The 12,342-nt window shown below is 72.8% G+C and carries 10 protein-coding genes and 1 pseudogene; 6 read left to right on the plus strand and 5 right to left on the minus strand.

Annotated elements, in window-relative coordinates:
• Positions 1–30: 30 nt before the first annotated feature.
• The 3 genes from ACN263_RS27795 to ACN263_RS27805 all read right to left on the minus strand — a co-directional run bounded on the left by ACN263_RS27795 (position 31) and on the right by ACN263_RS27805 (position 2,960).
• On the minus strand, positions 31–1,047 hold the full coding sequence (locus tag ACN263_RS27795; protein ID WP_422737192.1) for an ABC transporter permease subunit: 1,017 nt from the start codon (positions 1,045–1,047) through the stop codon (positions 31–33).
• Positions 1,044–2,054 carry an ATP-binding cassette domain-containing protein gene (locus tag ACN263_RS27800; RefSeq protein WP_422737193.1) on the minus strand — a complete coding sequence of 337 codons (1,011 nt, stop codon included), beginning with the start codon at positions 2,052–2,054 and terminating at the stop codon, positions 1,044–1,046. The genes ACN263_RS27795 and ACN263_RS27800 overlap by 4 nt, the downstream gene beginning before the upstream one ends.
• A 120-nt stretch (positions 2,055–2,174) precedes the next feature.
• Positions 2,175–2,960: a DeoR/GlpR family DNA-binding transcription regulator gene (locus tag ACN263_RS27805; RefSeq protein ID WP_053654382.1), complete on the minus strand. Its 786-nt coding sequence runs from the start codon at positions 2,958–2,960 to the stop codon at positions 2,175–2,177.
• A gap of 203 nt (positions 2,961–3,163) precedes the next feature.
• Here ACN263_RS27805 and ACN263_RS27810 point away from each other — a divergent pair, with 203 nt between their 5' ends.
• Genes ACN263_RS27810 through nagA form a run of 3 tightly spaced genes read left to right on the plus strand, consistent with a single transcriptional unit; the run spans position 3,164 to position 6,168 of the window.
• Positions 3,164–4,093, plus strand: a complete 930-nt coding sequence (locus ACN263_RS27810; RefSeq protein ID WP_422737194.1) for an SIS domain-containing protein — start codon at positions 3,164–3,166, stop codon at positions 4,091–4,093.
• The gene (locus tag ACN263_RS27815; RefSeq protein WP_422737195.1) at positions 4,090–5,043 is read left to right on the plus strand and encodes an ROK family protein; all 954 of its coding nucleotides are present in this window, start codon (positions 4,090–4,092) and stop codon (positions 5,041–5,043) included. The genes ACN263_RS27810 and ACN263_RS27815 overlap by 4 nt, the downstream gene beginning before the upstream one ends.
• 15 nt (positions 5,044–5,058) lie before the next feature.
• Positions 5,059–6,168 (plus strand): N-acetylglucosamine-6-phosphate deacetylase, encoded by a 1,110-nt coding sequence (gene nagA / locus ACN263_RS27820; protein ID WP_422737196.1) that lies wholly within the window; start codon positions 5,059–5,061, stop codon positions 6,166–6,168.
• A 491-nt stretch (positions 6,169–6,659) separates the two neighbouring features.
• Here nagA and ACN263_RS27825 read toward each other — a convergent pair whose 3' ends face one another.
• A complete protein-coding gene (locus tag ACN263_RS27825) occupies positions 6,660–7,871 on the minus strand; it encodes a DUF4032 domain-containing protein (RefSeq protein WP_422737197.1) in 1,212 nt (403 codons plus the stop codon).
• Between the two features lie 102 nt (positions 7,872–7,973).
• Between ACN263_RS27825 and ACN263_RS27830 the strand changes: the two genes are divergently transcribed.
• Positions 7,974–8,720 (plus strand): phosphatase PAP2 family protein, encoded by a 747-nt coding sequence (locus ACN263_RS27830; protein ID WP_422737198.1) that lies wholly within the window; start codon positions 7,974–7,976, stop codon positions 8,718–8,720.
• An 11-nt stretch (positions 8,721–8,731) separates the two neighbouring features.
• Positions 8,732–9,970 carry an APC family permease gene (locus tag ACN263_RS27835; protein WP_422737199.1) on the plus strand — a complete coding sequence of 413 codons (1,239 nt, stop codon included), beginning with the start codon at positions 8,732–8,734 and terminating at the stop codon, positions 9,968–9,970.
• Here the strand turns inward: ACN263_RS27835 and ACN263_RS27840 are convergent.
• A pseudogene (locus ACN263_RS27840) lies at positions 9,950–11,752 on the minus strand (potassium channel family protein); the annotation flags it as partial. The gene ACN263_RS27835 and the pseudogene ACN263_RS27840 sit on opposite strands and share 21 nt — an antisense overlap.
• 95 nt (positions 11,753–11,847) lie before the next feature.
• On the opposite strand from ACN263_RS27840, the gene ACN263_RS27845 reads away from it, so the two are divergent.
• Entirely contained in the window at positions 11,848–12,330 is a 483-nt protein-coding gene (locus tag ACN263_RS27845) for an MSMEG_6728 family protein (RefSeq protein WP_422737200.1), read from the plus strand.
• The last annotated feature ends 12 nt before the right edge of the window (positions 12,331–12,342 follow it).

Below are 12,342 nucleotides of genomic sequence, written 5' to 3' on the forward strand. Positions count from 1 at the left end.
GCCGGCCGCGCCGGGTCGCCGATGTGTCGATCAGGAGATGTCGCGGCGGCGCATCGCCCAGGTCGCCGCGCCGAGGATCACCACGAGTCCGACCGAGAACAGGACGGAGGACTGCTGCCAGGTGATGTCCATCGTCTCCGGCTTGCACTCGCCGTAGTAGGTGGCGTTGCAGGACTGCCAGTTCTGCAGGGTGACCGTCTTCGTCATCCAGGCCAGCGCGTAGGTGGGCAGCAGCCACGCCTCGGCGAACTTCACGCTCGCCATCGACAGCAGGATGCCGAGGCCGAACTGACCCACCACCATCAGTGCCACCACACCACCGAGTGCCATCGCGGTGTGCCGGCCCAGCGAGGCCAGCGCGAAGCCGATGGTGGTGATCACCAGCACCAGCGCCACGCCGCGCAGCCCGGTCAGGGCGAACGACTGCCAGGCCCCCGAAGTCATCTTCTCGGTACTGCCCCGGAAGCTGGCCACGGCCCAGAAGCCGGCGAACCACAGCACCGCGGCGGGCAGTGTCACCGCCAGGATGCCGGTGAGCAGCGCGGCCAGCTTGGTGAACAGTACGGTGAGCCGCTTCGGCCGCCAGAGCAGCAGGTTCATCATGCCGCCGGTGCTCCACTCGGCGCCGACGAAGGACGCGCCGATCACGAACCCGACCAGGGCGAGGATCGCCGCGAAGGGGACCAGTGTCTCGTCGAACGTCTTGCGGAAGTTGAACGTCGAGGGCAGGAACCACTCGGCCTGGATCTCCTCGCGCGGCGGCGGGGCGATCACCGAACAGTCGTCCGGGTAGCGGCCGTCGTTCGCGGTGCCGGCCCGCTTGGCCTGCTCGCAGTTGACCCGCTCCTGCTCGCTCCAGCGGACCTGCTCCTGGTACTGCTGGTCGGCCTGCCGCTCGGCCTTGGCGAGCTGGGCCGCGTCGATCTTCTGGTTGGTGAAGAAGACACCAACCACCACCGCGGCCAGCACCAGCAGGCCGAGCAGCGTCATGTAGCGGGTGAAGCGCCGCTTGGCGAGCCGACGCAACTCCGTCCGATAGAGGCTCACGCGCCCCACCCTCCCGTGGCGGTGCCGGGCTGGCCCGTCCCACCGACCTTCATGGACTCGTCAACCTGCCGGTGCTGGCCGGGGACCGGTGCGGTGGCGGTCAGTTCGAGGAAGACACTCTCCAGGTCGACCGCGATCGGGGCCAACTCGCTGACGTACAGGTTCTGCTCGGCGAGCAGCCGCGTCACCGACGCCGGCTTGTCGACGCCGGCCAGCATGAGGTGGTCCGGGTGCCCGGTGACCCGGATGCCGGCCCGGGTGAGGGCCTCGGTGGCCGCCGGCAGGTCGCTGACCGCCTCGAGGCGTACCCGGACCGCGCCGGACGAGTGCTGGGCGAGCACCTCGTCGACCGGGCCGAAGGCGACCCGACGGCCGAGCGAGATGATGGTGACGGAGTCGCAGATGAGCTGGATCTCGCCGAGGATGTGGCTGGACAGCAGCACGGTCATCCCGGATTCGGCGAGGGTCCGCATCAGCGTGCGCATCTCCCGGATACCGCCCGGGTCCAGGCCGTTGGCCGGCTCGTCGAGGATGAGCAGCTTCGGGTTCTTCAGCAGGGCGGACGCGACGGCGAGCCGCTGCTTCATGCCCAACGAGTACGTCTTGACCCGCTCCCCGGCCCGGTCGCGCAACCCGACCAGCTCCAGGACCTCGTCGATCCGGTTCTCCGGCACCCCGCCCGCCCCGGCCAGCAGGGACAGCGTGTCCCGGGCGGTGAAGTGCGGGAAGAACTGCGGGCTCTCGACGATCGCGCCGACCTGACCGGCGACGGTGGGCAGCGCGGCGGGAACCTCGTGCCCGAGCAGCGTCATCCGTCCGCCGTCGGGCCGGATCAGGCCGAGAAGCGTACGCAGCGTGGTGGTCTTGCCGGACCCGTTGGGGCCCAGGAAGCCATGCACCTGCCCCGCGTCGACCCGCATGTCGAAGCCGTCGAGCGCGTTGCGGGTGCCGCGTCGACGACTCTTGTACGTCTTACGTAGACCTTCGATCTCCAGGACAGCTGGCAAGCTGCACCTCCCCCGATGGTGGGCGTGACAGCCGACACCATACGCGGTATGCAGCGGTGCGCAATACCCGGTATGCATCGACACGCCGGTCGATGCGTTTCATCGACGGAGCGTGACCGTTCAGGCGCAGACGACCTGCACACCGGCCGCCCGGAAAGCGTCCACCACCTCGGGTGCGGCCCCGGAGTCGGTCACCAGCGTCTCGACCCGCTCGACCGGGCAGATCCGGGCGAAGGCGTGACCGCCCAGTTTGGACGAGTCCGCGATGATCACGACCCGCTTGGCCCGGGCGACCATCAGGTTGTTCATGGCCGCCTCCCCCTCGTGGTGGGCGGCGGCACCGAGCTGCGGGTCGATCGCGTCCACGCCGAGCAGGGCGACGTCCAGGGTGACCTCCCGCAGCAACGCGCCGCCCAGCGGGCCGACCAGCTCGAACGACTTCGGACGCACCACCCCGCCGGCCACCACGACCTTCATCCGGGATCGCACCAGCAGCTCGTTGGCGATGTTCAGGGCGTTGGTGACCACGGTGAGCTGGGCGCCCTCGGCGCTGGTGTTGAGATCCGGCCGGACGGCCAGCGCCCGGGCGACCTCCGTGCTGGTGGTGCCGCCGTTCAGGCCGACCACGGTGCCGGGGGTGACGAGCGCGGCGGCGGCGGCGCCGATCCGCTGCTTCTCCGCCGAGTGCTTGGCCGTCTTGTAGCGCAGCGGCAGGTCGTACGAGACGCCGTTGGCGACCGCGCCACCACGGGTTCTGGTGATCATCTGCTGCTGGGCGAGCTGGTCGAAGTCACGCCGGATGGTCGCCTGGGAGACGTCCAGCCGCTCGGCGGCCGCCTCGACGCTGACCCGACCGTTGTCGGTCAGCATCTCCAGCAGGGCGTTCCATCTGGCGTACCGGTCCACCTCGGGGGCCCTCCCAGTAACTTGCACGCTCGGTGATTGATTGCGTGCACACTAGTGCGCGAAACTAGCCTGGCGCAAAAGGTTGGCCTGCGCGATCGGCCGGCCGGTTGCCACGACCACCTCGTTTCGCGCAGAATAACGCGCGAAATACGGCCCTTACGAGCCGTATTGCGCAGACAGGTCGGCCCTGCGAGGAGTTACCCATGGCGTACGTGGACGCGGAGATCGCGAGCCAACCCGACTGTTGGCGGGAGGCGGCGTCGCTGTCCGACGCGGTGCGCGGCGACCTTCCGCGCCCCGGCGAGCGGGTCGCCGTCGTCGGTTGCGGCACGTCGTGGTTCATGGCGATGGCGTACGCGGCCCGCCGCGAGCAGGCCGGCCAGGGCGAGACCGACGCGTTCCAGGCGTCCGAGTTCCCGGCCGGCCGCCACTACGACCGGCTCATCGCGATCACCCGCTCCGGCACCACCACCGAGGTGCTGGAACTGCTCGCCGCGCTGCGCGGGCGTACGCCCACCACCGTCATCGTCGGCGACCCGGTGGCACCCGCCGTCGACCTGGCCACCGCCGCGGTGACCATGGCCTTCGCCGACGAGCGGTCGGTGGTCCAGACCCGTTTCGCGACGACCGCGCTGGCCCTGCTCCGGGCGCACCTCGGCGACCCGGTGACCGCGCTCGCCGCCGACGCCGAGGTGGCGGTGCGGTCCCCGCTGCCGATCGACCCGGCCACCATCGAGCAGGCCACCTTCCTCGGTCGCGGCTGGACGGTCGGCCTCGCTCAGGAGGCCGCGCTCAAGTGCCGGGAGGCGGCCACCTTCTGGGCCGAGGCCTACCCGGCGATGGACTACCGGCACGGTCCCATCTCGGTCGCCGCGCCGGGCCGACTGGTCTGGGCGTTCGGTGAGCTGCCCGACGGACTGCCGGAGGACGTCGCCGCCACCGGCGCCGCCTTCGTGCACAGCCGTACGCACGGCTGGCGCACGGTGCTCGGGAGCTGGTCGGCCGGTCGTACCCCGGTCGACCCGATGGCCGACCTGATCCTGGCCCAACGGTTCGCGGTCGCCCTGGCGACCAGCCGTGGCCTCGACCCGGACGCGCCCCGACACCTGTCCCGGTCGGTGGTACTGGCGTGAGCGGTTCCTCGCGTGACGACCGGGTGGTCGTGGCGCTGGACGTCGGCGGCACCGGCATGAAGTGCGCCCTGGTCCGGCCGGACGGCGTCGCCGTACGCACCGAACGACACCCCACCGACGCCGCGCGCGGGCCGGCCGCCGTGGTCGACACCATCCTCGACATCGCCGAAGGGCTGGCCGCCAAGGCCCGCGCCGACGGCCTCACCCCGGTCGCCACCGGCATCGCGGTCCCCGGAGTGGTCGACGAGGCGCGCGGGGTCGCGGTCTGGTCGGCGAACGTGGGCTTCCGGGACGTACCGCTGCGGGACCTGGCGGTGCGACGGCTCGGGCTGCCCACCGCGCTCGGCCACGACGTGCGCGTCGGTGGTCTCGCCGAGGCGCGGCTCGGGGCCGGGCGCGGCGCCGACCACGTGCTCTTCGTGGCGATCGGCACCGGCATCGCCGCCGCGCACGTCGTCGACGGCGTGGCCGCCGTCGGCGCGCACGGCGCGGCCGGCGAGATCGGCCACATCATGGTCCGACCCGACGGCCCACGCTGCGGGTGCGGGCGGCCCGGCTGCCTGGAGGCGGTCGCGTCGGCGTCCGCGATCGGCCGGCGCTACGCCGAGCTGGCCGGCGGCCGGCCGGAGGCGCCGGTGACGGCTGCCGCCGTGGCCGAACGGGCGGCGGCCGGCGAACCGCTCGCCGCCCAGGTCTGGCGGTCGGCCGTCGAGGCGCTCGCCGACGGCCTGGCCACCGGGCAGGCGCTCTTCGACGTGACGACGATCGTGCTCGGCGGCGGTCTCGCCCAGGCGGGCGACCTGCTGCTCGTCCCCCTCCGGGCGGCCGTGCACGAGCGGATGACCTTCCACCGTGAGCCGCAGCTCGTCGCGGCGGCCCTCGGCGACGAGGCGGGCTGCCTGGGCGCCGCCCTGCTCGCGCTGGACACTCTGACCGCCGACCGTGCTTGACCAACAGGAGGAACGATGACCGAACGGGTGAACGGCCGAGTGGTGACCCCGACCGGTGTCATCCGGCAGGGCTGCGTCGAGTGGGACGGTGAACGGATCACCGCGGTGGCCGAGTACCCGTCGGTCCGCGACGGGCACTGGATCCTGCCGGGCTTCGTCGACATGCACACGCACGGCGGCGGCGGGCACACCTTCACCACCGGGGACGCCGACCAGGCGCGCGCGGCGGCCGCCTTCCACCTGGGACACGGCACCACCACGCTGCTGGCCAGCCTGGTCAGCGCGCCCTTCGAGGTGATGCGCTCGGCCACCGAGGCGTTCACGCCGCTGGTCGACGAGGGTGTGCTGGCGGGGGTCCACTTCGAGGGCCCCTACCTCTCCGCCGCCCGCTGCGGCGCGCAGAACCCCGAGTACCTGCGAGACCCGTCCACCGAGGAACTGGCCGAGCTGATCGAGCTGGGCCACGGGGCGGTCCGGATGGTCACCCTCGCCCCGGAACGCGACGGCGCGCTGGAGGCGATCAAGCTGCTCACCGCGCAGCGCGTGGTGGCCGCCGTGGGTCACACCGACGCCACCTACGAGCAGACCCAGGCCGCCGTCGCCGCCGGGGCGAGTGTGGGTACGCACCTGTTCAACGGCATGCGCCCGGTGCACCACCGCGAGCCGGGGCCGGTGGTGGCCCTGCTCGACGCGTCCACGGTGGTCTGTGAACTGGTCGCCGACGGGGTACACCTGCACGACGGCATGCTGGCCTTCACCGCCACGACCGCCGGCCCCGACCGGGCCGCGCTGATCACCGACGCGATGGCCGCCGCCGGAATGGCCGACGGCGCGTACGAGCTGGGTGGTCAGGACGTCACGGTGACCGACGGGGTGGCCCGGCTCGCCCGCGACGGAGCGATCGCCGGCAGCACGCTGACCATGGACGCGGCGCTGCGGCACGCCGTGCACGCCGGCATCCCGATGGCCGACGCGGCCCGGATGGCAGCGACCACCCCGGCCCGCGCGATCGGCCTGGGCGACCGGGTCGGCGCCCTCCAGGTGGGTCTGCGCGCCGACCTGGTCGTGCTCGACGACGACCTCAACGTGGTACGGGTGCTGCGCGGCGGTTCCTGGGTGGAGTGACGCGGGCCGCTAACGCCTGGCCCTCGGACGCCCGCCCGCGGATCCTGCCTTCCGGCGAGGCTTGCGCTTGCCTGTCGGAGAGCCTGTCGAGCTGCCCCAGATGTGGGGCGGGAGGGCACCGAAATCGAAACCGGCAGCGGCAGCGGCAGCGGCAGCGGCAGCGGCAGCGGCAGCGGCAGCGGCAGCGGCAGCGGCAGCGGCAGCGGCAGCGGCAGCGGCAGCGGCAGCGGCAGCCAAACTCAACCCAGCACGTCCCACCCCACATCTGGGGCAGCTCGACAGCACCGGCAGCCGACTCGACCCGACAACTCCCACCCCATATCTGGGGCAGCTCGACAGCACCGGCAGCCAACTCGACCCGACAACTCGCGCCCCACATTCGGGGCAGCTCGACAGGACATGAGGAGGGGGCTCGGTACCTCGCGGCGCAGCCCGACCGTGACGTCAGCCCATCGGCCGTGACGTCAGCTCAGACGGACGCGCGCCGGCGGTCAGCTCAGGCTGGGGACGTCGACGCCGAGGATGGCCTGTTCGTCGGGGCGGTGCACCAGCACGTCGGACAGGTACGACTGGACCGCGTGGCGCATCCCCACGTCCCGGCCGGCCTGCTCGGAGAGCAGCCACTTGTGCTCGATGATCTGCGCGAACAGCTCCTGCGGCTCCAACTTGCGCCGCAGGTGGGCGGGCACGGCCCGGACGACCGGTTCGAAGACCTCGGTGAGCCAGCGGTGCGCCGCCTGCTGCTCGTCGAGCAGGTCGCTCTCCGCGCGGTAGGCGTCCAGGTCGTTGAGCAGCTTGCGGGCCTGGTTCTCCTCGGCGTCCAGGCCGGTCAGCCGCAGCAGCCGCCGGGTGTGGTAGCCGGCGTCGACGACCTTCGGCCGGACCAGGTAACGCCCGTCCTCGGCGCTCGACATCGCCACCTCGGCCACGTCGAAACCCAGGTCGTTGAGGCGACGGATCCGACCCTCGATGTCGTGTCGGGCCTGCCGCTCGACCGCCTGCTCGTAGGTGATCTCGTGCCACAGCCGTTCGTACCGCTGCACGACCTCCTCGCAGACCACCTCCGGGTCGATGGACTCGTGCAGCAGCCCGGCCGCCTGCAGGTCCAGCGCCTCCCCGAAGATGTTCACCCGGGCGATCTCCAGGTCCTCACCGCGCTGGCCGTTGGAGAGCGACTGGTGCAGCGCGCCCGTCTCCGCGTCGACCAGGTAGGCGGCGAAGGCACCCGCGTCCCGGCGGAACAGCGTGTTCGACAGCGAGCAGTCGCCCCAGAAGAAGCCCGTCAGATGCATCCGCACGATCAGCGCCGCGAGCGCGTCGAGCAGCCGGCTCATCGTCTCCGGTCGCAGGGTGTGCGAGAAGAGCGCCCGGTACGGCAGTGAGAACTGGAGGTGCCGGGTGATCAGTACCGATTCCAGGGGCTCGCCGTCCTCGGTCTGCCGGTCGGCGACGACCGCCACCGCCTCGACCGAGGGGAAGTCGATCCGTTCCAACGCGCGCAGCAGGTCGTACTCCCGCTCGGCGATCCGCTCGCGGGTCTCCTTGAAGGCGTACACGTAGTCACCGAGACGGACGAACCGGACGATGTGCCGGGAGATACCCTGCGGCAGCGCCACCAGGTGCTGGGCAGGCCACTCCTCCAGCGGTGTCGACCAGGGCAGGTCGAGCAGCGCCGGGTCCACGAGGGCAGACGTGATCCGCACGGGGACAAGCATGCCGGGTCACCCCCGACATCCGCCGCACATCGTGGCTGGGCCCACAGCGCCGAGGACCCCGGCCGCGCGCCGGGCCGGTAGCGTGGTCGCGTGCTCAAACCCACGGGTGTACGACGTGACCTGCGGCTACGGCCCGTCCGCCCGGCCGGCTGGTGGTTCGACGCCCTGCTGCTGGCCGGTTTCGGGGCGGTGACCCTGGCGCTCGCCAACGGGGCGTTGCTCGGGCTGGACCTCGCCGTCCGGGAGTGGGCCTACGCCCATCACCCGGCACCGGTCTACTGGACGGCGCGGGTGTTGAACTTCCTCGGGCAGGGCGGCTGGCTGCTGATGCCGATCGCCGGGGCGCTCGGCCTGGCCGTCGCGTGGCGGTCCCGCACGGTGCGACCACTGCTGCTGCTGGCGGCGGCGTTCGTGCTGTTGTACCTGACGGTCGGCCCGCTGAAGGTCGTGACCGATCGGGCCGCGCCCAGCTCGGACCTGCCGCCGAGTGAGTCCGTACGGATCTTCAACGACCTGCCGCCCACCGAGTACGACCTCTCCTACCCGTCGGGGCACGTCGCCAACGCGATCGTCTGGTACGGGGTGATCGCCGTGCTGCTGACCGCGCTGACGGCCGGGCGACTGCACCCGAGCGTCCACCGCCTGATCCGTTTCGCACCGCCGGCGATCCTGCTGGTCACCACGACATACCTGAACTTTCACTGGCTCACCGACGGCGTCGCGGCCCTGCTGCTCGGGCTCTTCCTGGACCGGCTGCTGCAGCGGGTGCCGTGGGACGATCTGCCGCTCCCCGGCCGGCTACGCGAGTGGGACCGGCCGTTCACGTCGTACACCTAGGGTTTCGGCTCGTGGATCAACTGGCGCGGCGGCTGGGCGTACCCGATGCGGTCGTCATCGGGTTGGGCTCGATGCTCGGCGCGGGCGTCTTCGTGGTCTTCGCCCCGGCCGCGGCGGTGGCCGGCGGCACCGGCCTGCTGCCCGCGCTGGTGCTCGCCGGCTTCGTGGCCTTCTGCAACGCGACCAGCTCCGCGCGGCTGGCGGCCCGTTACCCGGAGTCCGGCGGGACCTACGTGTACGGGCGGGAACGCCTCGGCCCGCTGGCGGGATTCGTGGCGGGCTGGGGGTTCGTGGTCGGCAAGACGGCGAGCTGCGCGGCGATGGCACTGACCATCGGGGCGTACCTGTGGCCGGGGCAGACCCGGCTGGTCGCCGTCGGCGCGGTGCTCGCGGTGACCGCCGTGAACCTACGCGGCATCGGTAAGACGGCCACCGCCACGAAGGCCCTCGTCGCGCTGGTGCTCGCCGTGCTGACCCTCGTCGCGGTCGTCGGACTGGTGGGCGGGCCGGTGCACCTCGACCGGCTGACCGAGACCGGCGGCTCGGCGCGGGGTGTGCTCACCGCCGCCGGGCTGCTGTTCTTCGCCTTCGCCGGGTACGCGCGGATCGCCACGCTCGGCGAGGAGGTCTGTGACCCGGAGCGAACCATCCCCCGGGCGGTGCCGCTGGCGCTCGGGGCGGTGCTGGCGATCTACCTGGTGCTGGCCGTGATCACGCTCGGCGTGCTGGGCGCCGACCGGCTGGCCGGATCGGCAGCGCCCCTGGTCGACGTGGTGACCGCCGCCGGGCTGCCCGGCCTGGCCTGGGTGGTCCGGGCCGGGGCGACCATCGCCGTCGTCGGGGTGCTGCTCTCCCTGGTCGCCGGGGTCGGCCGCACCACGCTCGCCATGGCCCGCCGACGCGACCTGCCCGGCACGCTGGCCACCGTGCATCCCGTGCGCCGGGTACCGCACCGCGCCGAGTTGGCCGTCGCCGTCGTGGTGATCGTCGTGGTCCTGCTCGGCGACGTACGCCAGGCGATCGGCTTCTCGAGCTGCACGGTGCTGGTCTACTACGCGATCACCAACGCGGCGGCGCTCACCCTCGGGCGGGACCGGGGGCGGCGGCTACCGGTGCAGGTGCTCGCCGGGCTCGGGCTGGTCGGCTGCCTGCTGCTCGCGCTCAATCTGCCGCTGGGCAGCGTCCTCGCCGGCCTCGCCGTACTCGCCGCCGGAGCGGTGTGGCACGGCCTGCGGCAGCGGGGTCGCTGACAGGTCCCCCGGGCGCGGCACCGAACTGATCGCGGGCGGGGCGCACTGGCGGGTCAGCCAGTCCAGGCCGCGCCGGCGGGCGACAACCGTGAGCCGGTCGCCCGCGAAGATCACCTGGCGGGGGTCGAGGTCCTTCCACCAGATCGTCTTGCCGCCGCCGGCCGGGGTCCGGGCGATCAGCCGGACCTGGCCGTCCCGGTTGACCGTGTCCAGCGGCCGGCCGTCCAACTCGGAGCCGGCGGCGACCGGCACCTCGGCGACCGGCAGCGCGTGCCGGTCGACCGGGATGGTGGTGATGACCGCGCGTTCGGTGAGTGCGCCGATGAAGGCCGGCGCCGCCAGGTAGGAGACCGATCGGGACACCCCGAGCGCGAAGGTCTCCTCCACCCGTTCGGCGAAGTCGCCGTCGAAGAGCCGCAGCACCACCCGCAGGTCGTCGCGGAGGTCGCGGGCCGCCAGGGCCGCCTCCAGGTTGGCGACGTCGTCGGTGGACGCCACCACCAGCGCCTGACAGTTCGCCACCGACGCGGCGGCCAGGGTCTCGGGCAGCGCGGCGTCGCCGACGACCAGCGGCACCTCCAACTGGCGGGCCAGGGCCGCGCCCCGTGGCGCCGGGTCCTTGTCGATCGCCACGACCTCGACGTCGTACTCGCGGAGTTGGGCCATCACCCGGGTGCCGACGTTGCCGAGGCCGATCACCACGACGTGCCCGGCGCGTTCCGGTTGCAGCAGACCGGTGTGCAGGGCGAGCCGGGCGTTGACGATGCCGTCCACCACCACCGCGGTGATCAGCGGGATCAGCGCCAGCCCGGCCAGGTTGAGCACCACCTGCATGATCTGGGCGTCGGCGGCCTTGCCGGTGTCCGGGTCGGCGCCGCTGAGCGTGGTGACAAGCGTCAGGTACAGCGCCTCCAACGGCGAGACGTGCTCGGCGCGGGAGATCAGCGCGCCGAGCACCGCGATCACCGCGAGCACCAGCATCACCGCGATGCCGATCTTGCGGGTGGCGAAGCCGCGTACGGCCCGCACCAGCACCGCGACGGGACGGCGGCGACGTCTGGCCCGGACCAGCCGCCGCGCGGCGACCTCGGTGCCCGGCGGCTGGCCGGTCGCCTCGGCGAGCACCAGGTCCGCGCCGGCCTGCTCGGCGGGCAGCAACTCCATCCCCTGTCGCCCGTCGGGGCGGGCCAGCGCGCACACCACGTCCTGCGTCCGGACGTCGGCCCGCCGTGCCACCCGCAGCGTCTTGTCCCGGTGCTGGAACGAGCTGGGGTCGACCTCGCCGAGCGCGGCGGCCACGAACGCCGGGGCGGCCATCTCGGCGTCAGAGAGCACCTCGACGGGCGCCTTGATCAGCTTGCGGACCCCGTCGGCGAGGGTGCCGTTGAACATCCGCAGCACCTGCCGTACGCGCTGGTCGACGGCCTGTGCGCAGAGCGCGGCGTGCAGGTTGCCCACGTCGTCCTGGTGCAGCAGGGCGAGCCCGGTCGCGCCGGCCAACCCGGCGGTCTCGAAGGTCGCCACGTCGAGGCGTTCCGAGCGGATCACGCGAACGCCGCGCAGGCTCGCCACGTCCGGGCCGGTGCGGTAGCGCTCCGGCACCACGACGGTCACCCGCGCGCCACCCGCGGGCAGGTCGGTTTCGAGCAGCGCGCGGGCCACGTAGTAGGCGAGGGCGTCCCGGCCGCAGATCACGTAGTGCGGACGCGGGTCGCCGGCGGAGCGGAGCCGCCAGTTCCACTCGACCGCCCGTCGCGCCCGGTCCCGCCACGGCTCCGCCATGCCCGGATCGTAACCAGCACGATCACCCTGGGCGACCCCGCCCGGATCGTCCCCCGGGCAGGCATGCCGACCCGGGCCGTGGGTAGAGCACTGCCATGCAGACCTTCCTCCCGTACCCGGACTTTCTGGCCAGCGCCCGCGCGCTGGACCAGAAGCGGCTGGGCAAGCAGCGGGTGGAGGCCATCCAGGTGCTGCGCGGGCTCACCTGGCCGGGGTACGGGTGGCGCAACCACCCGGCCGTGAAGATGTGGGCCGGGTACGAGGAGGCGCTGACCCGGTATGGGCTGGACATGTGCGCGGTGTGGACCGAGCCGGGCCGGGCGGACACCTGCGCCACCACGCTGACCGTCGACCTCGCCGCCGCCTGCGGCGGTGGTGTCGTCCGCACCCAGGACGAGCTGGCCCGCGCCGGTGACCTGCCGCCCTGGCTGGGCCGCGCCGACCTGCACCTGAGCCACCGCTCCTCGCTGCTGCGCAAGGACCCCACGCACTACGGCCCGATCTTCGGCACCGACACGCCGGACGACCTGGAGTACGTGTGGCCCGCGTCCGACCGGGCGCGGCGCTGCCTGCCGTAGCAGACTGGCGGC

Origin of the sequence: Micromonospora sp. WMMD729, from assembly GCF_049315225.1 — a bacterium.
In the GTDB taxonomy this organism is placed as follows: Bacteria; Actinomycetota; Actinomycetes; order Mycobacteriales; family Micromonosporaceae; genus Micromonospora.